Raw genomic sequence first — 21,541 nt, 5'->3', positions numbered from 1 at the left:
GAGTACCAAAAGCGCGGACGGCCGCCCTACACCGGCGCGGTGTCACCCCTCCCCTTCTGCTTGGGCAGAGCCTGCTTGATCTCCTCCCGTAGCTGCTGGATCCTCGGGTACTGGGCGTACTCGGCGGTGAGCCGGTACATCTGGCGCAGCCGGTCCCAGGTGCGGCGCGAGGAGTTCTGGCCCATGGACATCAGCGCGAGACGGGCGAACCTGTCCGCCTGTTCGGGGTCGTCGGCGATGAAACAGGCCGACGCCATCGACAGGAAGTCGAAGATCTTCGACCGCTGCTGGGCGTCGACGCGCAGCGCCAGCGCCTTGTCCGCGTAGTGCTGGGCATGTGCCGCGGCGCCCTGCTCGTGCTCGGCGAGCGTCCGGTAGGCCAGGGCCTGCATGCCGTACAGGTCCGCCTCGTTGAACAGCTGCATCCAGCTGGGCGGGGGCACGTCCCCCTTGTCGGAGACGAAGAGGTCCTCCGCCTGCCCCAGGGTGCGGCGCATCGCCTGGCCCTTGCCCAGGGACGCCTGCGCCCACGCCTCGATGGTGTGGAACATCGCCTGGGTGCGGGGCAGTACCTCCTCACCGGAGCCGGAGCTGGCGAGCTTCATCAGGTCGAGTGCGTCGTCGGGCCGGCCCAGGTGCACCATCTGGCGGGCCGCGCGGGAGAGCGCCTCCCCCGCCCGGGGCCGGTCGCCGCCCTCTCTCGCGGCATGGGCGGCGATGACGAAGTACTTCTGGGCCGTGGGCTCCAGGCCGACGTCGTGCGACATCCAGCCCGCGAGGACGGCGAGGTTGGCCGCGACGCCCCACAGGCGCCGCTGCAGATGGGGTGGGTGACGGTAGGCGAGCATGCCGCCCACCTCGTTGAGCTGGCCCACGACCGCCTTGCGCTGGAGCCCGCCGCCGCGGGCCGCGTCCCAGGCGCGGAACACCTCGACCGAGCGTTCCAGTTCCTCGATCTCCTGCGACCCGATGGGGGCGGCCTCGTAGCGGTCGAACCCGGCGGGGTCGGCGTGCAGGGGGTCGTCGAGGTGGGGAGTGTCGGCCGCCAGGGCCGGGTCGGTGTGCAGCCAGTCGTACATGGCGCTGCTGAGTGCGGATCCCGCGGCGAGCACGACACCCGCGCCCACCAAGCCGCGTCGGTTGAGCATGAGGTCCATTCCCGTGAATTCGGTGAGGACCGCGGCAGTCCGTTCGGGCGCCCACGGCACACCGTCGGGAGATTCCACATTCCCGCCGCTCCGCCGTTTCCCCGTACGCCCGTGCCGGACCAGACCGAGGTCCTCCATGGTCACGACACGGCCGAGACGCTCGGTGAACAGAGCCGCCAGCACCCGCGGCACCGGATCGCGCGGGATCTCTCCCGTGTCGATCCACCGCCGCACCCGCGAGGTGTCGGTCGCAAGCTGAGGATGGCCCATGGCCGCCGCCTGCTTGTTGACCAGCCTCGCGAGCTCTCCCTTGGACCAGCCGGCCAGGCCGAACAGGTCCGCCAGGCGGGTGTTGGGTTGTCCGCTCACGTCAAGCCCCCAGGTACTCGGCTGAGTTGACAGTAGCCCGGGGCGAGTTGCCGGGCGACTATTCGCCAGGGTTCGCCAGGGTGCGCCACATGGTGTGCCACGGGACATCGGGTGTCAGGTAGGAACGCGCCACCCCGACCCGGTCGCCTGTCTGACACGGCCGGTGCATTCCCCAGGGTGCACCCGGGCGGCCGGGGCGGGCGGCGCGACGACTTCGCAGGCACACGAAGGGATCTGTCTCGCCCATGTACACAGCATCGTCCTCCGTGTCCGCCCCACCCCGGCCGCTGCGCCCGCGCCCCGCGGCTCCCGCCTCCCCGAGGCCGGGAGAGCCCCCCCTGCCGGGCGGCGGCGGCCCCTACCTCGCCCCCCCGCGCCCGACGGCCCCCGCGCTCGGCGCGGGCCGGTCGCGGCGCCCCGCGGGGCTCGGCACCCAACCACTCAGCGGAAGACTCGACCTGTCCGGCCCGCAGGGCGCCCAGCTGCGCACCGCGATCGCGTCGGTGCACCGGATCTGCCCGGAGTTCGCCCCCGTGCAGGTGCTGCGCCGCAGCGGACGGTCCGTCCTGCTGGTCGGGACCACAGGACGCAGCACGGCCGTCGCCAAGTGTTTAGTCGATCAGTCACCGGCGTGGGCCGAGCGGATCCGCCACGAAATAGCGGCATACCGCTCGTTCGTCCGGCACCGCCCGCCCGTGCGGGCGCCCCGGCTGATCGCGGCGGACCCGGACAACTGCACCTTGGTCATCGAGCGGATGCCGGGACGGGCGGCGGCCCTCACGCGGCACCCGGCGGAGGCACCGCCACGCGCGGACATCCGGCAGGCGCTCAGCGCCATCTGCCGGCTGAACGCCTGGCGGCCCCCGGCGGGCACGTTCGACGCGCCGCTGGACTACGCGGCCCGCATCGCCCGTTACCACGAGCTGGGTCTGCTCACCGACCGGGACCTGGGCGACCTGCAGAAGCTGCTGCACGGCATCGCGCTTGCCGCCGGCCGGCAGGGCATGGGCCAGTTCTGCCACGGCGACGCCCTGCTGTCCAACGTCCTGCTCTCCCCCGCGGGTCCGGTGCTCGTGGACTGGGAGCACGCCGGCTGGTACCTGCCGGGGTACGACCTCGCCACGCTGTGGGCGGTGCTCGGCGACGCGCCGGGCGCGCGGCGGCACATCAGCCAGATCGCCCAGTCGGCGGGGCCCGCATCGCGGGACGCGTTCCTGGTCAATCTGATGCTTGTGCTGACCCGGGAGATCCGTACCTACGAGACGGCCGTACAGCGTTCGATGCACGACGCGACCCCGGCGGCACCGGGCCCTGCCCACCCGGCCGCCGCGCCGTCCGGCGAGGAACAGCGGCTGCTGCTGCGGCGGCTGCACGACGACTGCCAGCTGGCCCGCCGGGCCGTGCGCGCGGCGGTCGGCACTCGCTGAAGGGGGATGACGGTCCGCGGTGCGCCCGGGACAGCGGCGCACCGCGGACCTCGTCCCGTCCGGCCCCGGGACGCCCTCATTGGTGTACGCCACTGACGCCCCGCAGGCCGGTCGGCCGTCGCCGCGAAACTCCTCTCTCCCCGCCCTGACCGGGGAAATCTCCTTCCTGGACGCATGATTGACGGATCGTCGGAGAGCCGGTACCACTGACACGCCCGGCCCCGCACGGCTCATCGCGCACAACCGTCCCAGGAGGCTGCTTTGCGAGGATCCGCCACCGACCCCCGACGAGCCACCGGGCCGAGGCGTGTACGCCGGAGCGCCGGCGCCGTGGCCGCCGCGGGGCTCCTGCTGCCGCTGCTCGGCGCGGCCCCGTCCGACGCCGGCCCGGACGGCGCCGCGGACGGCCGGTTGCAGCAGGCGTTCGAGCGCGCCGCCGCGACGTACGACGTGCCGAGGAGCGTGCTGCTCGGCGTCTCCTACCTCCAGTCCCGCTGGGACGCGCACGGCGGCGCGCCGAGCGTGTCCGGCGGCTACGGCCCGATGCACCTCACCGATGCCCGTACGGCACTGGCCGGCGCACCGCATCACAGCGAGGGCACGGAGGACCCACGCGGTGACGACGCCCGAACGGCGCTGCTGCCCGAAGCGAAGCTGCCGCGCGAAGCCGAACTCCCTGCCCGTCTGCGGACCCTGACGAAGGCCGCCGAGCTGACCGGTCTCAGCGCGGAGGAACTGCGTACCGACCCGGCGGCCAACGTGGCGGGCGGCGCGGCGCTGCTCGCCGCCGCCCAGCGGGACCTGGGCGAGCCGCCGAGCAAGGACCCGGCGGACTGGTACGGGGCGGTGGCCCGCTTCTCGGGCGCCGACGACTCCGCGACGGCGGCGCGATACGCCGACGACGTGTACGCCGTGCTGCGGGCCGGCCAGGAGCGGCGCACCGACGCCGGGCAGCGCGTCGCGCTGGGCGCACAGCCCGGACTCGCCCCCGACACCGCCTCGCTGCGGTCGGCGGGCCTGCGCACGGCGGCCACCGAGGGCACCGAATGCCCGGCCACCGTCTCCTGCGAGTGGATCCCGGCGCCGTACGAGGAGTTCGGCGACGGGGACTACGGCAACCACGACCTGGGCGGGCGGCCGGCCACGCAGGACATCGACTACATCGTGGTGCACGACACGGAGGGCGCCTGGGAGGGCGTCCTCGACATGGTGCAGGACCCGACCTACGTGTCCTGGAACTACTCGCTGCGCTCCACGGACGGGCATATCGCGCAGCACGTCAAGGCGAAGGACGTGGCCTGGCACGCGGGGAACTGGTACGTCAACGCCAAGTCGATCGGGCTGGAGCACGAGGGCTTCCTGGCCTCGCCGGACGCCTGGTACACGGAGGCGATGTACCGCTCGTCGGCGCGGCTGGTGAAGTACCTCGCCAAGAAGTACGGCATCCCGCTGGACCGGCAGCACATCCTCGGCCACGACACGGTGCCCGGCACGACCACGGCCACCATCCCCGGCATGCACACCGACCCCGGCCCGTACTGGGACTGGCGGCACTACTTCACGCTGCTGGGCCGCCCCTTCGGCCCGACCGCCCGCCCGGGCGGCGGCATGGTGACGATCCTGCCGGACTACGCCACGCACCGGCCGGAGTACACCGGCTGCACCACGGCGGGCGCGCCGTGCGCGACGCACGGTTCGAGCGCGGTGCGGTTGTACTCGGGTCCCGGCGAGACCTACCCGCTGATCAAGGACATCGGGCTGCGGCCGGGCGGCGGCAACTCGACGACCGGCGTCAACGACCTCGGCTCACGGGTCTCCACCGGACAGCGGTACGCGGTGGCCGGGCGCCAGGGCGAATGGACGGCGATCTGGTACCTCGGCCAGAAGGCATGGTTCCGCAACCCGGCGAAGGCCCCGACCGCGGTGCCCGCGAAGGGCCTGACCGTCACGCCGAGGAGCGGGCTGGACAGCGTCCCGGTGTACGGCCGCGCCTATCCGGAGGCGTCCGCCTACCCGGCGGGGGTGCCCGCCCAGTCGGTGTCCCCGCTGCCGTACAAGCTGCTCGCGGGGCAGAAGTACGTCGTCGGTGACAAGGTGCCCGGCGAGTACTACTACGCCGTCACCTTCGCCACCGACGCACACCGGGTGGTCAGGGGCGAGGACATGTACTACGAGATCCAGTTCGGTCACCGGGTCGCGTTCGTCCGGGCGGCCGACGTGAAGCTGTCGTCGTAGCCGTTCAGCCCTGCTGGAACAGTTCCGCCGGGAGCGGTTTCAGCAGGGCGTACAGATCGTCGGTGATGGGGCGGTCCCAGGCGGCGATGGTGACCAGGACGTTGTCGCTGCGGTCGAACTGCACACAGGAGATCCGGCTCTCGGAGAGCTTCAGGCGGCGCACGATCAGGAGGTTGTCGCCCTGCATCACCGGCACGTCCTCGGTGCCGACCACGGTCACCTCTTCGTCGTTCTCCAGTGCCAGCAGCAGCTGTGCCACCTCGAACGGGACCTGCTCCTCGACGACCTCGCGGGCCGGGGAGCCCTCGGGGAGGTTGCCGATGATCATCGCGGGGCCGCGGCCGCCGAACAGGTCGTAGCGCAGGAAGACGCCCTGGCAGGTGCCGTCGGGGGCGGGCAGCAGGCCCGCGCCCAGGTTGCCGGGCCAGTCGCCCGGGTCCATGGCCAGCACGTCGAAGTCGGGCCCGGCGGGGGTGGCGCTGCGGCGGCGGAGGAACGACATGCGGCCATGGTACGTGCCCGCAGGTCGTCGGCGCCGGGAGGGCGGGCGGCCGAGGAGGTCGGGTGGATCCCGTCGCGGCCGGCCGGGGGCGCCGTGGCGGTTCCGGCGGAGCGCCTAGGCGGATTTCCTGTGCCGTTCGTGGTGGCGGGCGACACGGGCGCGGTTGCCGCAGGAGGGCTTGCACCACTCCTGGCGGGGATGTTCCTTCAGGAAGTAGCGCACGCAGCGTGGTGCGTGGCAGGCGCGCAGCCGCCGCCGGTCGGGGCCCGCGAGGAAGGCGACGGCGGCCTGGGCGAGCAGGGCGGTCAGCTCGGTCTCGCCGCCCGCGGGGTGGTGGCGGACGACGGGTTCGGCGTCGTCGGACCAGTGCAGGACGGGGACGGTGGGGGTGCGGGCGGCCGCGGCGTTCAGGCGGGCCAGGGCCTCGGCGGCGGGCGGCAGCCGGGTCGCGTCGGCGGGGCTCGGCGCGGCGGGGAGCACGGCGCGGGCGAAGAGGGCGCGAACGGCGGCGCGCAGGTCGCGGACGGCGGTGAGCGTCGCGGCGTCGGCGGTGTAGGCGCCGGCGTCGGGTACGACGTCGGGGTGGGCGCGCACCCAGGCGGTGAGCTCTTCGGGGGCGGTGAGGTCGTCGGCGACGCCGCCGTGCCCGTCGTGGCGGACGGTGAGGGCGAGGTCGAGCGCGAGCCGGGCGGCCCTGCTGGTCGGCTCCTGCATGAGGCTAACGATAGGGGCGACGGGGTCCATTAGCATGCGGTGCGGCTGAGCCTCCGCCGGCGCGGGCGGTACCACCGCGACGGGGCTCGCCGCGTGCGGCGGCACGGCGTGGGTGACCGGGCCCGGCATGCGGGCGGGGGCGAGCGGTCGGCGGCGGTGGCGGCCCACGACGACCGGGCCGGCGCCCGGCGAGTGCGCCACGAGCGGGGCGGCTGCGTCGCCGGGTGCCAGGTACGGTTCCGTCCGGACGTCGGGTTGCGGCCCCCGCTCCCCGGGGCCGGCCTCGCTGGGGCCCCGGCCCCGGGGTGCCTCTCAGGATCACGTGTCCGGAGAACCGGGCGGAACACGCCGCGTACCGGTCCGTTCACCCGGCTCACGCCGGCGCGACGTCAGGTCAGGTCGAACTCGCCCTCCCGGGCGCCCGACACGAACGCACCCCATTCGGCGGGCGTGAAGATCAGGGAGGGGCTCTCCGGGCGGCCGCTGTTGCGCATGGCGATGAAACCCTCGACAAAGGCGATCTGGACATCCCCCCGGCCCCGGCTGCTGGACTGCCACTCGGCGTTGCTCAGGTCCAGTTCCGGCTTGTCCCAGCCCTTGAGCGGCTGCTGCTGGATGGTGGTCTCGGCCACGTCCTGCTCCTCCCGACTCGTCGTCCGCGGCCAGCCTAGCGAGCGGCCCCCGGAGCCGACAGGCCACGTGAGGGGGACCTTTCAGGCGTCGGGCGGCCGCGCGCCCACCAGCCACATGGAGAAGAACTGCGAACCGCCTCCGTAGGCGTGCCCGAGCACCCTGCGGGCGCCGTCGACCTGGTGGTCGCCCGCCAGCCCGCGCACCTGGAGTGCCGCCTCGGCGAAGCGGATCATGCCGGAGGCGCCGATGGGGTTGGTGGACAGCACGCCGCCGGACATGTTGACGGGCAGGTCGCCGTCCAGTTCCGTCACGCCGGACTCGGTGAGCTTCCAACCCTCGCCCTCGGCGGCGAAGCCGAGGTTCTCCAGCCACATGGGCTCGTACCAGGAGAACGGCACGTAGATCTCGGCGGCGTCGATGTCCCGGCGCGGGTCGGAGATCCCGGCCTGCCGGTAGACGTCGGCGGCGCAGTCCCGGCCGGCGCGGGGGGAGACGAAGTCCTTCCCTGCGAAGAGGGTCGGCTCGCTGCGCATGGCGCCGCCGAGCATCCAGGCGGGCGGGCGGGGCGCGCGGGCGGCGCCGGACCGGTCGGTGAGCACCATGGCGCAGGCGCCGTCGGAGGACGGGCAGGTCTCCGAGTAGCGGATCGGGTCCCACAGCATCGGCGACGCCTGGACCTTCTCCAGGGTGACGTCGTGCTCGTGGAGATGGGCGTACGGGTTCTTCAGGGCGTTGCGCCGGTCCTTGTACGCCACGAGCGAGCCGACCGTGTCGGGCGCGCCGCTGCGGCGCATGTACGCGCGCACGTGCGGGGCGAAGAAGCCGCCCGCCCCGGCCAGCAGCGGCTGCTGGAACGGGACCGGCAGCGACAGGCCCCACATGGCGTTGGACTCGGACTGCTTCTCGAAGGCGAGGGTGAGGACGGTGGTGTGGACGCGGGCGGCGACGAGCTGCGCCGCGACCAGGGCGGTGGAGCCGCCGACCGACCCCGCGGTGTGCACGCGCAGCATGGGCTTGCCGACCGCGCCCAGCGCGTCCGCCAGGTAGAGCTCCGGCATCATCACGCCCTCGAAGAAGTCGGGCGCCTTGCCGATGACCACGGCGTCGATGTCGCCCCAGGTCAACTCGGCGTCGTCGAGGGCCGCTCGGGCCGCCTCCCGGACGAGCCCGGCGAGGGAGACGTCCCGGCGCGCCGCGACGTGCTTGGTCTGGCCGACGCCTACGACGGCCACGGGCTCCTTGCTCATCGGCGATCCCCTTCGAGTACGGCGACCAGGTTCTGCTGGAGGCAGGGGCCGGACGTGGCGTGGGCGAGGGCCCGGCCGGAGTCGCCCCGGTGGATGCGGGCGGCGGCCTCGCCGACGCGGATCAGGCCGGCGGCCATGATCGGGTGGGCGGCGAGCGCGCCGCCGGACGGGTTGACGGCCACGTCGTCGGCGAGCCGCAGGGCCTTGCGCAGGACGATCTCCTGCGCGGTGAAGGGCGCGTGCAGTTCGGCGGTGTCCACGGGCCGCAGGAACGCGCCGGCGCGCTCGGCGGCCAGACGGGTGGAGGGCGAGTCGGTGAGGTCGCGCACTCCGAGGCCGTGCGCCTCGATGCGGTGGTCGATGCCGCGGATCCAGGCGGGGCGTGCGCACAGCTCGCGGGCGCGCTCCCCCGCGGCGAGGATCACGGCGGCGGCGCCGTCGCCGATGGGCGGGCAGTCGCCGGTGCGCAACGGCCGTACGACGTAGTCGCCGTGCGGTACCGGGCCGCGCAGCTGGGCGTGGGGGTTGTCCTCGGCCGCGGCGCGGTTGCGGGCGGCCACGGCGGCGAGGGCGGGCTCGTCGGTCTCTCCGGCGTCGATGAGGGCCTGGGCCTGGAGGGCGGCGAGGGCGACGGAGTCGGGCCAGAGCGGGGCGAGGTAGTACGGGTCGAGCTGGCGGGTGAGGACATCGCGCACCGGTCCCGGCGAGGACTTGCCGTACGCGTAGACGAGGGCGGTGTCCGCCTCGCCGGTGAGCAGCTTGGTCCAGGCCTCGTACAGCGCCCAGGCGCCGTCCATCTCGACGTGGGACTCGGAGATCGGTGGCCAGGCGCCGACGCCGTCCAGGGCGAGGGTGAAGGAGAAGGCGCGGCCGGCGAGGTAGTCGCTGGAGCCGGAGCAGGTGAAGTCGATGTCGGCGGTCCGCAGGCCGGTGCGGTCCAGCACCTCGTGCAGGACGGGCATGAGCATCTCGACCTCGGAGAGCTCGTCGCTGGTGCGCCGGTGGCCGGTCTGCGCGAAGGCGACCACCGCGATCTCTCGGGTCACAGCAGCTCCTTGTAGGTGTCGTAGTCCGCGTCCGGCTCGCCGGCCGGGCGGTAGTGGTCGGGGTGGCGGGCGTCCTGTGTCCACACGGGTTCGACGCGCAGGCCCATCCGGACCTGGTCGTAGGGGATGCCGCCGATGCGCGCGTGCAGGGCGAGGTCGGCGCCGTCGAGGGCGATGTGGGCGTAGACGTAGGGGACTTCGATGTCGAGGTTCTTGGCCTTGATGTTGACGACGCAGAAGGTGGTGACCGTGCCGCGGGGGCCGACCTCGACGCGTTCGGTGGTGGCGACGCCGCAGGTGGGACAGGCGCCGCGGGACGGCACGTACACCTTGCGGCAGGAGGGGCAGCGCTCGCCGACGGTCCGCCGGTCCGCGAGCCCGTCGATGTAGGCGGTCTGGGCGCGCCCGGGACTGTAGGTGTAGTCGAGCCGGGCGGGGGCGACGATGCCGGTGACGGGGTCCTCGAACTCGCCGGTGTGGCCGCCCGGCCGTTCGCCGGGGCCGTCGTACGGCTCGAAGCAGGCGATGTCGGTGATGGCGCCGGTGCGTTCCCCCGCCCAGCGGACGCGGACCCGCATACCGGTGCGGACCGCGTCGGGGCCGGGCGCGTCGAGGGCGTGGAGCAGGGCCGTGTCGGCGCCGTCGAGGCGGACCAGGGCCCAGGCGAAGGGGGTGGCGAGGGGCTGGCCCCGGCGCGGCGCGGGGTTCCAGGCCCAGGTGGTGACGGTGCCGGTGGGGGCGACCTCGACGAGGTCGCGCAGTTCGTCGGCGGTGACGGGGTCGTACTCGACCGGGGGGACGAGGACGCGGTCGTCGCGGGTGCGCACACCGAGGACGACGCGTTCACGCAGGCCGGTCAGGAAGGCGCTCTGGACGGGGCCGAGCGAGCGGGTGAAAGGGAACTCGACGACCAGCGGGGCTTTGAGGACTTCGGGCATGCCGGGGCTCCTTCGGCGTCAGGCGCGCTTGTAGTCGGGCGGTCGTTTCTCCGCGAAGGCGCGGGCGCCCTCCTTGGCGTCGGCGGTGTCGAAGACGGGCCAGCCGCGCCGGAGTTCCGCGGCCAGGCCGTCGGACTCGGACAGGTCGGCGCTCTCGTACACCGATGCCTTGACGGCCTCGACGGCGAGCGGCCCGCAGGCGTTGATCCGTTCGGCGATCTCCAGGGCCTTGCCGAGCGCGGTGCCGTCGGGGACGACGTGGCCGACGAGGCCGATGTCCGCCGCCTCGCGGGCGCTGTACGGCCGTCCGGTGAGCAGCATCTCCAGGGCGTGGGTGCGGGGGATCTGGCGGGGCAGGCGGACGGTGGAGCCGCCGATGGGGAAGAGCCCGCGCCGGACCTCGAACAGGCCGAAGATCGCGGACTCGCCCGCCACGCGGATGTCGGTGCCCTGGAGGATCTCGGTGCCGCCGGCGACGCAGGGGCCCTCCACGGCGGCGATCACCGGTTTGCGGGGGCGGTGGTGGCGCAGCATGGCTTTCCAGTGCAGGTCCGGGTCGGCCTTGAGCCGGTCGCGGTACTGCTCGCCCGTCATGCCCTTGCCGGCCAGGGCCTTGAGGTCCATGCCCGCGCAGAAGGCGCCGCCCGTGCCGGTCAGCACGATCGAGCGGATCGCGTCGTCCTCGTCGGCCTCGGCCCAGCCGTCGTGGAGGCCGACGAGCATCGGCAGCGAGAGCGCGTTCTTCGCCTCGGGCCGGTTGAGCGTGAGCACCAGTGTGGCGCCTTCGCGCTGCACGGTGAGGTGTTCGGTGCCACCCATGGTCGTCCTCCCCGTCCTGCCCCTCGGGCACGTCCGCAGGAACGAGAACAGGTTGCAGCAGGCGCGGCGGGGCTTCAAGAGTTTTCTGACAGTCAGTCAGATTTCTGCTGCACGGACCCTTCACACTTGTGCCGCCCTTTGCTCTGATGACCGGCAACCGAGGGGCAGCGAGGTCAGGAGGAGCGGTGGAGTACAACCTTGCCGACCTGTTCGAGTCTGTGGTGGATGTGGTGCCGGACCGCGAGGCACTGGTGTACGTCGACCACCCCGGCACGGGCGCGGAGCGCCGGCTGACGTACGCCGAGCTGGACGCGGCCGCCAACCGGATCGGTCACCACCTGCTGGAGCGAGGCATCCGTCCCGGCGAGCACCTCGGGCTGCATCTCTACAACGGCGTGGAGTACCTCCAGACGGTGCTCGGCTGCCTGAAGGCGCGGATCGTGCCGGTGAACGTCAACTACCGCTATGTCGAGGAGGAGCTGGTCTATCTCTACCGGGACGCCGATCTGGCGGCCCTGGTCTTCGACGCGGAGTTCGCGGACCGGGTGGCGGCGGCGCTGCCCAGGGCGGAGCGGGTGCGCCATCTGGTGCGGGTGGGGGCCGAGGGCTCGCTCGGTGTGCCGTTCGCGCGGGCCGAGAGCGGCGGTTCCCCGGAACGTGGCTTCCCGGCGCGGTCCGGGGACGACCAGTTCATCATCTACACCGGCGGCACGACGGGCATGCCGAAGGGGGTGATGTGGCGCCAGGAGGACCTCTTCTTCGCGGGCCTGGGCGGCGGGGCACCGACGGGTGAGCCGGTGAAGACGCCGCAGGAGCTGGCCGAGCGGGTCGCCGCGGGCGGATCGGGGATCACGTTCTTCCCCGCTCCCCCGCTGATGCACGGCACGTCCACGCTGACGGCGTTCATCGGCTTCCACTTCGGGCAACGGGTGGTACTGCACCGCAAGTTCGTGCCCGAGGAGGTGCTGCGGACCATCGAGAAGGAGCGGGTCAGCAGCGTCTCCCTGGTCGGCGACGCGATGCTGCGGCCGCTGATCGACGCCCTCTCCGGTCCGCTGAAGGGCACGGACTGCTCCGCCCTGTTCAGCGTGTCGTCGTCCGGCGCGGTCATGTCGGAGACGGTCCGGCAGCAGTTCCTGGCGCTCCTCCCGCAGGTGATGCTGCTGAACAACTTCGGCTCGTCCGAGTCCGGTTTCAACGGCACGGCGACGGACGACTCCGGACCCGGGCGGGGCTTCCGCATCCGGGTCAACTCCCGTACCCGGGTGGTCGATCCGGCGACACGCGAAGGGGTGGCCGTCGGCGAGGTGGGCCGGGTCGCCCAGTGCGGCCACGTGCCGCTCGGGTACTACAACGACCCGGCGAAAACCGCCGAGACCTTCTTCGAGAAGGACGGCGAGCGGTGGGTGCTCCTCGGCGACATGGCCACCGTCGACGAGGAGGGTGTGGTCACCGTCCTCGGCCGTGGCTCGCAGTGCATCAACACCGGGGGCGAGAAGGTGTACCCGGAGGAGGTCGAGCAGGCCCTGAAGTCCCATCCGGACGTCTACGACGCCCTGGTGGCCGGGGTGCCGGACGCGAAGTGGGGCAACCATGTCGCGGCGGTGGTCCAGGTGCGCGAGGGGGCGGTCAGGCCCACCCTCGCGGAGATCCAGACCCACTGCCGCGACCGCCTCGCCGGTTACAAGATCCCCCGCCAGCTGGTCGTCACGGACATCGTCCGCCGCTCCCCCAGCGGCAAGGCGGACTACCGGTGGGCACGGGAGGTGGCGGTCGCGGCGGACGAAGCCTAGGGCTTCCCAGCGCCGCGTCGGTCAAGGGGCGCCCGTGTGGAGCGGCGAGAGTGCGTGCCGGGCGTCGCGACGGGGCGAACCTCGGCCGACGCGGCGCTAGGAGCCGTCGGAGAGGAATTCCGCGGTGCGCCGGGCGAACCACTGCGCGTCGTCCACCCACGGGTAGTGCCCGGCGCCCGGCTGGACGGCCACCTCGGCGTTCGGGAAGACCTCCGCCGTACGGCAGGCGAGTTCCGGCCGGGGGCCGCCGTCGAGTTCGCCGGCGTACACGAGCACCGGGGCCGACAGTCCGGCCAGCGCGGCGCGGGTCGCGACCGGGTCCCAGGCGCCCGCGGAGCCGTACCGCTCCGCGGCCTCCTCGTTGCTCTCGTCCTCGTCCCGCGCGGCGTGCGCGGCAGCGGTCTCGTCCCAGCGGCCGTAGAAGAACGGGATGAACCTCGGGTCGAAGTCCCCGCCCTGCCGCAGCCACTTCTCGAACGCCGGGAAGGCATCTTCGAACCACGGCTCGTTCTCGCGCAGCCGCGCGGCCTCCAGCCGGTCCTCGGTCGTCGCCGGCATGTCCAGCGCCCACGGCGTCGCGGTGATCAGCGCGAGCCGTGCCACCCGATCGGGACGGCGGGCGGCGTACAGCATGGCGAGGCTGCCGCCCGCCGAGTGGCCGAGCAGGTCCATCCGCTCCAGGCCCAGGTGGATTCGCAGCGCCTCGACGTCGTCCACGAGACGGTCGCAGCGGTACGTCGCCGGGTCGGCCGGGATCTCCGACGCGCCGGTGCCCCGCAGGTCGAGCAGGACCAGCCGGCGGTGGGCGCCGAGGCCGCCGAGGTCGCCGAGGTAGGCGGAACGCCGCATGGGACCGCCGGGCAGCACGACCAAGGGGGCGCCCTCGCCGCGCAGATGGTAGGCGAGCCGGGTTCCGTCAGGGGCGGGGAAGGTGGGCATGGCCGGATCCTCGGTGCCCGGGACGGACCCGCGCAACAGACTTTCGCCTCCGCGGTCCGCCGGGCCGTGCCCTTGCGTCGGGCGCGACGGGCTGGATTACTGATCCACGACACGGCGACCGAATGATCGGTCGCCCCCCGGGATCGCCGCGGTCGGTGAGGAGAGGTCTCCCATGGCGGACACGACGGACCTGCTGGACGCAGGGGAACGGCTGGGCCCCGAGGAGCTGCGGGCGCTGCAGTTGGAGCGGCTGCGCGCGCAGTTGCGGCACGCCTACGACAACGTGCCCTTCCACCAGGAGTCGTTCGACAAGGCAGGCGTCCACCCGGACGACTGCCGCTCCCTCGCCGACCTGGCCCGTTTCCCCTTCACCACCAAGGCCGACCTGCGGGAGCACTACCCGTACGGGATGTTCGCCGTGCCCCGGGAGCGTGTGAGCCGGCTGCACGCGTCGAGCGGCACGACAGGCCGCCCGACCGTCGTCGGATACACGGACGGCGACCTGTCGATGTGGGCCGACATGGTGGCGCGGTCGATGCGCGCGGCGGGCGCCCGCCCCGGCGACACGGTCCACGTGGCGTACGGGTACGGACTGTTCACCGGTGGCCTCGGCGCCCACTGCGGCGCCGAGCGGCTCGGCTGTACGGTGATCCCCGCGTCCGGCGGCATGACCGCGCGCCAGGTCCAGCTGATCCAGGACCTGAAGCCCGGCGTCATCATGGTGACGCCCTCCTACATGCTCACCTTACTGGACGAGTTCGAGCGCCAGGGCGTCGACCCGAGGAGCACCTCGCTGCGGGTGGGGATCTTCGGGGCCGAGCCGTGGACGGAGGAGATGCGGCGCGAGATCGAGGAGCGCTTCGCGATCGACGCCGTGGACATATACGGGCTGTCCGAGGTGATCGGCCCGGGGGTCGCCCAGGAGTGCGTGGCGACCAAGGACGGTCTGCATGTGCACGAGGACCACTTCTACCCGGAGATCGTGGACCCCGTCACCGGCGAGGTGCTGCCCGACGGCGAGCGGGGCGAACTGGTCTTCACCTCCCTGACCAAGGAGGCGATGCCCGTGATCCGCTACCGCACCCGGGACCTGACCCGGCTGCTGCCGGGCACGGCACGCGCCTTCCGCCGGATCGAGAAGATCACCGGGCGCAGCGACGACATGGTGATCCTGCGCGGGGTGAACCTCTTCCCCACGCAGATCGAGGAGATCGTGCTCCGCACCCCGGGCGTGGCCCCGCACTTCCAGCTGCGTCTCACCCGCGAGGGCCGGCTGGACGCGCTCACCGTCCGCGCGGAGGCCCGTCCGGACGCCGCGGCCGGGACGCGTGAGGACGCGGCGCGGTCGATCGCGGCGGCCGTGAAGGACGGCATCGGCGTGTCCGTGACGGTGGAGATCGTCGACCCGGAGTCCCTGGAGCGGTCCGTGGGGAAGATCAGGCGGATCGTGGATCTGCGTCCGAGGTGAGGGGACCGTCGCCGAAGCGGTCCCGCAGCTCCCGCTTGAGGATCTTGCCGCTGGCGTTGCGGGGCAGCGCGTCCACGACGACGACCCGCTTCGGGGCCTTGAAGGCGGGCAGCTTCTCCCTCGCGTGGGCGATGAGTTCCTCCGGCGTCACCTCGCCGCGCGCGACGACGACGGCGGTGATCGCCTCGATCCACTTCGCGTCGGGCAGGCCTACGACCGCGACCTCGGCGACGGCCTCGTGGGTGTAGAGGGCGTCCTCGACCTGCCGTGAGGCGACCAGCACGCCACCGGAGTTGATGACGTCCTTCACCCGGTCGACGACGGTGAAATAGCCGTGCGCGTCCCGGACCACGAGGTCGCCGGAGTGGAACCAGCCGTCCCGGAACGCCTCGGCGGTCTCCTCGGGCTTGTCCCAGTAGCCCTCGCACAACTGCGGGGAGCGGTAGACGATCTCGCCCGGAGTGCCGTCGGGGACGTCCTCGCCGTCCTCGCCGACGACCCGGGCGTCCACGAAGAGCACCGTCCGGCCGCAGGAGTCCGGCCGGCCCTTGTGCTCGTCGGGTGCGAGGACCGTGGCCAGCGGACCGATCTCGCTCTGCCCGAAGCAGTTGTAGAACGCCAGCCCGGGCAGCCGCTCGCGCAGCCGCTCCAGGACGGGCACCGGCATGATCGACGCCCCGTAGTAGGCCTTGCGCAGCCCGCCGAGGTCGCGGGTGGCGAAGTCGGCGCGGTTCGCCAGGCCGATCCACACGGTGGGCGGCGCGAACAGGCTGTCCACGCGCCCGGCTTCGATCAGCTCGAAGAGCCGGTCGCCGTCCGGCGCGTCCAGGATCACGTTCGTCGCGCCGACCGCGAGGTAGGGCAGCAGGAAGACATGCATCTGCGCCGAGTGGTAGAGCGGCAGCGCGTGCGCCGGCCGGTCGCCCGCGCCGAGGTCGAGGGCGGTGATGGCGCTGAGGTACTCGTGCACCAGCGCGCGGTGCGTCATCATCGCGCCCTTGGGCAGCGCCGTCGTGCCTGAGGTGTAGAGGAGCTGCGTCAGGTCCTCGGCGCGCGGCTCCGGACCGTCGTAGGGAGCGGTCGACGGCAGCCGGGCGAGCAGGGAGTCGCCGGCGTCGCGCAGCGGCAGCGTCCGTACGCCCTTCGGGAGCCGGCCGGCGAGGTCCGGGTCGGCGAGCACCAGCCCGCTGCCCGACTGCTCGACGAGGTACGCGAGGTCGTCGCCGGTCAGGTTCTGGTTGACCGGGACGTGCACCAGGCCCGCGCGGGCGCAGGCGAGGAAGCCGAGGAGGTAGGCGTCGGAGTTGTGGCCGTAGGCGCCGACCCGGTCGCCGGGGGCGAGGCCCTCGCCGAGCAGGACGCTCGCCGCCCGGGAGACGGCGTCGTCGAGCTCCTCGTACGTCCAGCGGCGGTCGCGGTACTCGACCGCGACGCGCGCCGGGGTGCGGCGGGCGCTGCGCCGCAGCACCCCGTCGACCGTGCTGCCGTGTCCGGGCGTCATGAGTGACGATCCTCGGCCCGCGACCGGAGGAGGTCAAGCGACAAGGCCACGTCCGGCATACCCGTTGACGCGGCGGGGGCGGGATCGGCCGAAGGTCGGGCGCGGGCCGGCCGAAGGATGACGTCCCCGCCGTCGGCACGGCCGGTGGGACCGGCCGACGCCAGGTGGCTCACACGGGACGGGTGCGCCCCTCCCAGTACGGTTCGCGCAGCCGCCGTTTGTACAGCTTGCCGTTGGGGTCGCGGGGCATCTCGGCGATGAAGTCGACGCTCTTCGGGCGCTTGTACCCGGCGAGCCGGGCGGCGCAGTGGTCGAGGAGGGCGGCGGCGAGCTCCGGTCCTGGCGTGTGGCCCGGCGCCGGTTCCACGACCGCCTTCACCTCCTCGCCCCAGTCGTCGTGCGGGATGCCGAAGGCGGCGGCGTCGGCGACGGCCGGGTGGGCGAGCAGGGCGGACTCGATCTCGGCCGGGTAGATGTTGACGCCGCCGGAGATGATCAGGTCGATCTTGCGGTCGCGCAGGAACAGATAGCCGTCCTCGTCGAGGACGCCGAGGTCTCCGACGGTGAAGAAGTCGCCGATGCGGTTCTTACGGGTCTTGTCCTCGTCCTTGTGGTAGGCGAAGCCGCCGGTGCTCATCTTCATGTAGACGGTGCCGAGTTCACCGGGCGGCAGCCGGTTGCCGTCGTCGTCGAAGACGGCGAGTTCGCTGATGGGCCAGGCCCTGCCGACGGTGCCGGGCTTCTTCAGCCAGTCCTCGGCGGTGGCGAAGGCCCCGCCGCCCTCGCTGGCCGCGTAGTACTCCTCGACGCTGTGCCCCCACCAGTCGATCATGGCGCGTTTGACGTGGTCCGGGCACGGGGCGGCGCCGTGGACGGCGTGCCGCATGGAGGAGACGTCGTAGGACTGCCGGACGTCCTGGGGAAGCGCCAGGAGCCGGTGGAACTGGGTGGGGACCATGTGGGTGTGCGTGCACCGGTGCGCGTCGATCAGACGCAGCATCTCCTCGGGCGTCCATCTGTCCATGATCACCAGGCGGTGCCCGATGTGCAGCGAGGCGCCGGCGAACTGGAGCACGGCCGTGTGGTACAGCGGGGAGCACACCAGGTGGACGTTGCCGTCGAAGGGCTTGATGCCGAAGATGCCGAGGAACCCGCCGAGGTAGGACTCCTCGGGGGGCCTGCCCGGCAGCGGGCGGCGGATGCCGCGGGGGCGGCCGGTGGTGCCCGAGGTGTAGTTCATCACCCAGCCGAGGGTGCGGTCCTCGGGAGGTGACTCCGGTTGACCGTCCAGGAGTTCGCCGTACGGCCGGAAGCCCGCGGGCGTGCCGACGGCGTACCGCCGGGCGGGCGGCAGTCCGGCCTCGTCGGCGGCCTGGCGGGCGGCCTCGGCGAACCGTTCGTGCGCGATGAGGACCTTGGCGCCGGAGTCGGCGACGATCCAGGCGATCTCCGGTCCGACGAGGTGGTGGTTGACGGGCACCAGGTAGAACCCGGCCTGGGTGGCGGCCAGATAAGCGGTGAGGACCTCCGGTCCGTTGGGCAGCACGGCCGCGAAGGCGTCGCCGCGTTCCAGGCCGGCGGCGCGCAGGCCGTGCACCAGGCGGTTGGCGTCGGCGTGCAGGCGCCCGGCGGTCCACTCCTCGCCGCCGGGGGCGACGAGGACGACGCGCTCGGGTTCGGCGGTGGCCTGGGCCCAGAAGCCGGTGGGGGGATTCATGACCGGGCGCTCCTTCCGGCGATGCGGTTGATGCGGTCGACGGCCCGCTCGAAGCCGCGGGTGAGGTCGTCGAAGACGGCCTGGACACCGCGTTCGCTGGTCATCCGGCCCACGATCTGGCCGACGGGCGTGCCGAGCAGGGGGTCGACCTCGTACCTCTGGATGCGGGAGACGGCCTCGGCGACGAGGAGTCCCTGGAGGGGCATGGGCAGGGTGCCCGGTCCCGCGGGGTCGTCCCAGGCGTCGGTCCACTCGGTGCGCAGCTGCCGGGCGGGCTTGCCGGTCAGGGCGCGGGAGCGGACGGTGTCGCCGGAGCCGGCCGCGAGGAGCTTGCGGGTCAGGGCCCGGGAGTGGAGGTCGGCCTCGGTGGTGGTCAGCCAGATGGAGCCCGTCCACACGCCCTGCGCGCCGAGCGCCAGCGCGGCGGCCACCTGCTCCCCGCTGCCGATTCCGCCGGCCGCGAGCACCGGCAGCGGGTCGACGGCCTCGACGACCTCGGGGGTGAGCACCATGGAGGCGATCTCACCGGTGTGGCCGCCGGCCTCGTAGCCCTGGGCCACGACGACGTCGATCCCGGCCTCCTTGTGCTTGCGGGCGTGCCGGGCGCTGCCGGCGAGGGCGGCGACCAGGACGCCGCGGTCGTGAGCGCGCCGCACGACGTCGGCGGGCGGTGGGCCGAGGGCGTTGGCGAGCAGCCGGATCGGGTAGTCGAAGGCGACGTCGAGCTGGGTGCGGGCGACCTGCTCCATCCAGCCGGTGATGCGCCACCCGGGCACCTCGCCGTCGGGGAGTTCGGGGACGCCGTACTTGGCGAGGGTCTCCTGGACGAACCGCCGGTGCCCCTGCGGGATCATCGCCTCCACTTCGGCCTCGCTGACGCCGTCGACCTTCGTCGCGGGCATCACGACGTCCAGCCCGTAGGGCCGGCCCTCGGCGTGGGCCTCGATCCAGTCGAGGTCGCGTTCGAGGTCGCCGGGGGCGGTGTAGCGGACCGCGCCGAGCACCCCGAGACCGCCTGCCCGGCTGATGGCCGCGGCGACGGCGGGGAACGGCGTGAAGCCGAAAAGGGCGTGCTCGACTCCCAGTTGTCTGCTCAGCTCCGTCTGCATGGGCGCAGGATGCCGCAGTCCCCCGGACGACGGAAGACCTTTTCTGACACAGCGTCAGATCGATGCCTGGCCGCTCCCGGGCCGCACGCCCCATTGACACACCCCCGCGTCTGACAGGAAAGTTTCACCCCGCACGCTGGTCATCGAAAGATACTTTCAGCCGGGTACGGGAGGGTCCTCGATGGGCGAAGAGACGGGCGGCGGACTGAGCCGCCGTCAACTGGGGTTCCGGGCGATGGCCTTGGGCGGGGCTCTGGCCCTCACACACTTCCCGGCGGGACCGGCCGCCGCCGCGCCCGCCGGATCGGGCCGTCCGACCCTGCGGCACGGCTCGCCCGAGCGCGCCGGGCTGCTCGCCTCACATCTGCGCCGTCTGGTCAGCGACGCCGAGTCCTTCCTCGGACCCTCCCCCCGGCATCCGTGGTACGCGGGGGCCGTGCTGCTCGCCGGGCGGGGCGGGACCGTTGCGCTGCACGAGCCCATCGGGACGGCCGTGCGGTACGCGGCGTACGACGAGAAGACCGACACCGCGGTCGAGTTCCCGGCCGGGGAGCAGATCCCGATGGCCGAGGACACCGTCTTCGACCTGGCCTCGGTGTCCAAGCTGTTCACCTCGATCCTCGCGGTGCAGCAGATCGAGCGGGGCGCGCTGGAGCTGGAGGCGACGGTCGCCTCGTATCTGCCGGAGTTCGCGGGGGCGGGCAAGCAGGACGTCACCGTACGGCAGTTGCTGACGCACACCTCGGGATTCCGGGCCTGGATACCCCTGTACACCGCGCCGACCTACGAGGAGAAGCTGCGGCTCATCTGGAACGAGGCGCCGCTCAACGCGCCCGGGACCAAGTATCTGTACTCGGACATCAATCTGATCTCGCTCCAGCTGGTGCTGGAGCGGATCACGGGCCGCCGTCTGGACGCGCTGCTCCGTGAGGAGATCACCGCTCCGCTCGGGATGCACCGCACCCGGTTCAATCCCCCGGCCTCCTGGAAGCCCCGGATCGCCGCGACCGAGGACGCCCGCAAACCGTGGTCGGGGCTGGACCGGGGGCTGGTGTGGGGCGAGGTGCACGACGAGAACGCCTACAGCCTCGGCGGGGTCGCCGGGCACGCCGGGATCTTCTCCTGCGCCTGGGACCTCGCCGTGCTCGGCCGGACGCTGCTCAACGGGGGCGTCTACGGGCGGGCGCGCATCCTGCGGCCCGAGTCGGTGGAGCTGATGTTCACCGACTTCAACACCGCCTTCCCGGGCGACGAGCACGGCCTCGGCTTCGAGCTCTACCAGCACTGGTACATGGGCGCGATGGCCACTCCGCGCACCGCCGGGCACACCGGCTTCACCGGCACCTGCCTGGTCCTCGACCCGACGACCGACTCGTTCCTCGTCCTCCTCGGCAACTCGGTTCATCCGGTCCGCAGTTGGCGATCGGGCTCCGCGCCCCGGGTCGCCGCCGCGAACAATCTCGCACGTGCCGTGCCCGTCCGCCCGGCACACGGCCGCACCGCCTGGTTCTCGGGGACGGCGAACGCCACGACCGCGACGCTCACGCTGCCCGCGCTCGACACGTCGGCGGGCGGGGCACGGCTGCGCGGCGCCCTGTGGTGGGACACCGAACCCGCCGCCGACGGACTGGTACTGGAGTCCTCCACGGACGGCGGCACGGTCTGGCAGCCGGTGCCGTTCACCACCGACCGGCGCGGCGAGGAACCCGAGGAGCACCCGTCCGGACGGGTCACCGGCTGGTCGGGCCGCGCCTGGCACCGGCTCACGGCGCCCCTCCCGGCGGCCCCGGGGCTCACCCTGCGTTGGCGGTACACCACCGACCAGCTGTACGTCGGCCGCATCCGTCGGAGCACGGCCGGTCGGACGTCTGCCGAGGAGGCCCGCGCTACCACTTGGTGGAGTTGGGGGAATGGGGAGCCACGGACCCCGGCTGCG

General features: G+C 73.0%; 17 protein-coding genes. 5 read left to right on the top strand and 12 right to left on the bottom strand.

Features of this window, described 5'->3' with window-relative positions:
- Nucleotides 1-26: 26 nt before the first annotated feature.
- Nucleotides 27-1,517, bottom strand: a complete 1,491-nt coding sequence (locus tag ACWCPM_RS24945) for a DNA-binding protein NsdB (protein WP_450978482.1) — start codon at nt 1,515-1,517, stop codon at nt 27-29.
- A 245-nt stretch (nt 1,518-1,762) separates the two neighbouring features.
- Between ACWCPM_RS24945 and ACWCPM_RS24940 the strand changes: the two genes are divergently transcribed.
- Nucleotides 1,763-2,944, top strand: a complete 1,182-nt coding sequence (locus tag ACWCPM_RS24940) for an aminoglycoside phosphotransferase family protein (protein ID WP_450978481.1) — start codon at nt 1,763-1,765, stop codon at nt 2,942-2,944.
- A 261-nt stretch (nt 2,945-3,205) separates the two neighbouring features.
- Nucleotides 3,206-5,179, top strand: coding sequence for an N-acetylmuramoyl-L-alanine amidase (locus ACWCPM_RS24935; RefSeq protein ID WP_450978480.1), 1,974 nt, complete (start codon nt 3,206-3,208; stop codon nt 5,177-5,179).
- 4 nt (nt 5,180-5,183) lie between these two features.
- Here the strand turns inward: ACWCPM_RS24935 and ACWCPM_RS24930 are convergent, their stop codons facing one another.
- The 7 genes from ACWCPM_RS24930 to ACWCPM_RS24900 form a co-directional block, all read right to left on the bottom strand.
- A complete protein-coding gene (locus tag ACWCPM_RS24930) occupies nt 5,184-5,681 on the bottom strand; it encodes a hypothetical protein (RefSeq protein WP_450978479.1) in 498 nt (165 codons plus the stop codon).
- 114 nt (nt 5,682-5,795) lie between these two features.
- Nucleotides 5,796-6,395, bottom strand: a complete 600-nt coding sequence (locus tag ACWCPM_RS24925) for a CGNR zinc finger domain-containing protein (protein WP_450978478.1) — start codon at nt 6,393-6,395, stop codon at nt 5,796-5,798.
- Between the two features lie 389 nt (nt 6,396-6,784).
- Nucleotides 6,785-7,027 (bottom strand): DUF397 domain-containing protein, encoded by a 243-nt coding sequence (locus tag ACWCPM_RS24920; protein WP_401671060.1) that lies wholly within the window; start codon nt 7,025-7,027, stop codon nt 6,785-6,787.
- 81 nt (nt 7,028-7,108) lie between these two features.
- Nucleotides 7,109-8,275: a thiolase domain-containing protein gene (locus tag ACWCPM_RS24915; protein WP_450978477.1), complete on the bottom strand. Its 1,167-nt coding sequence runs from the start codon at nt 8,273-8,275 to the stop codon at nt 7,109-7,111.
- Nucleotides 8,272-9,321, bottom strand: coding sequence for a thiolase domain-containing protein (locus ACWCPM_RS24910; RefSeq protein WP_450978476.1), 1,050 nt, complete (start codon nt 9,319-9,321; stop codon nt 8,272-8,274). Before ACWCPM_RS24910 ends, ACWCPM_RS24915 begins: the two co-directional genes overlap by 4 nt.
- Entirely contained in the window at nt 9,318-10,259 is a 942-nt protein-coding gene (locus ACWCPM_RS24905; RefSeq protein ID WP_450978475.1) for a Zn-ribbon domain-containing OB-fold protein, read from the bottom strand. Before ACWCPM_RS24905 ends, ACWCPM_RS24910 begins: the two co-directional genes overlap by 4 nt.
- Nucleotides 10,260-10,277: 18 nt before the next feature.
- Entirely contained in the window at nt 10,278-11,078 is an 801-nt protein-coding gene (locus tag ACWCPM_RS24900; protein WP_450978474.1) for a crotonase/enoyl-CoA hydratase family protein, read from the bottom strand.
- 185 nt (nt 11,079-11,263) lie between these two features.
- Between ACWCPM_RS24900 and ACWCPM_RS24895 the strand changes: the two genes are divergently transcribed.
- Nucleotides 11,264-12,871: an acyl-CoA synthetase gene (locus tag ACWCPM_RS24895; RefSeq protein ID WP_450978473.1), complete on the top strand. Its 1,608-nt coding sequence runs from the start codon at nt 11,264-11,266 to the stop codon at nt 12,869-12,871.
- A 96-nt stretch (nt 12,872-12,967) separates the two neighbouring features.
- On the opposite strand, the gene ACWCPM_RS24890 is transcribed toward ACWCPM_RS24895, so the two are convergent.
- Nucleotides 12,968-13,810, bottom strand: coding sequence for an alpha/beta fold hydrolase (locus ACWCPM_RS24890; RefSeq protein ID WP_450978472.1), 843 nt, complete (start codon nt 13,808-13,810; stop codon nt 12,968-12,970).
- Nucleotides 13,811-13,982: 172 nt separating this feature from the next.
- Here ACWCPM_RS24890 and paaK point away from each other — a divergent pair, with 172 nt between their 5' ends.
- Entirely contained in the window at nt 13,983-15,278 is a 1,296-nt protein-coding gene (gene paaK / locus ACWCPM_RS24885) for a phenylacetate--CoA ligase PaaK (RefSeq protein ID WP_450978471.1), read from the top strand.
- Here paaK and ACWCPM_RS24880 read toward each other — a convergent pair.
- The 3 genes from ACWCPM_RS24880 to ACWCPM_RS24870 form a co-directional block, all read right to left on the bottom strand.
- Nucleotides 15,247-16,779: an acyl-CoA synthetase gene (locus ACWCPM_RS24880; RefSeq protein ID WP_450978470.1), complete on the bottom strand. Its 1,533-nt coding sequence runs from the start codon at nt 16,777-16,779 to the stop codon at nt 15,247-15,249. The two genes, paaK and ACWCPM_RS24880, sit on opposite strands and share 32 nt — an antisense overlap.
- 169 nt (nt 16,780-16,948) lie before the next feature.
- Nucleotides 16,949-18,496, bottom strand: a complete 1,548-nt coding sequence (locus tag ACWCPM_RS24875; protein ID WP_450978469.1) for an acyl-CoA synthetase — start codon at nt 18,494-18,496, stop codon at nt 16,949-16,951.
- A complete protein-coding gene (locus ACWCPM_RS24870) occupies nt 18,493-19,605 on the bottom strand; it encodes a nitronate monooxygenase (RefSeq protein WP_450978468.1) in 1,113 nt (370 codons plus the stop codon). Before ACWCPM_RS24870 ends, ACWCPM_RS24875 begins: the two co-directional genes overlap by 4 nt.
- A 181-nt stretch (nt 19,606-19,786) precedes the next feature.
- On the opposite strand from ACWCPM_RS24870, the gene ACWCPM_RS24865 reads away from it, so the two are divergent.
- Nucleotides 19,787-21,541: serine hydrolase (locus ACWCPM_RS24865; protein ID WP_450978467.1), on the top strand; the 1,755-nt coding region annotated here is incomplete at its 3' end.

This window comes from Streptomyces sp. NPDC002309, assembly GCF_053593375.1.
Note: the sequence above shows the minus strand (reverse complement) of the source record. Positions and strands in the feature narration are given on the sequence as shown.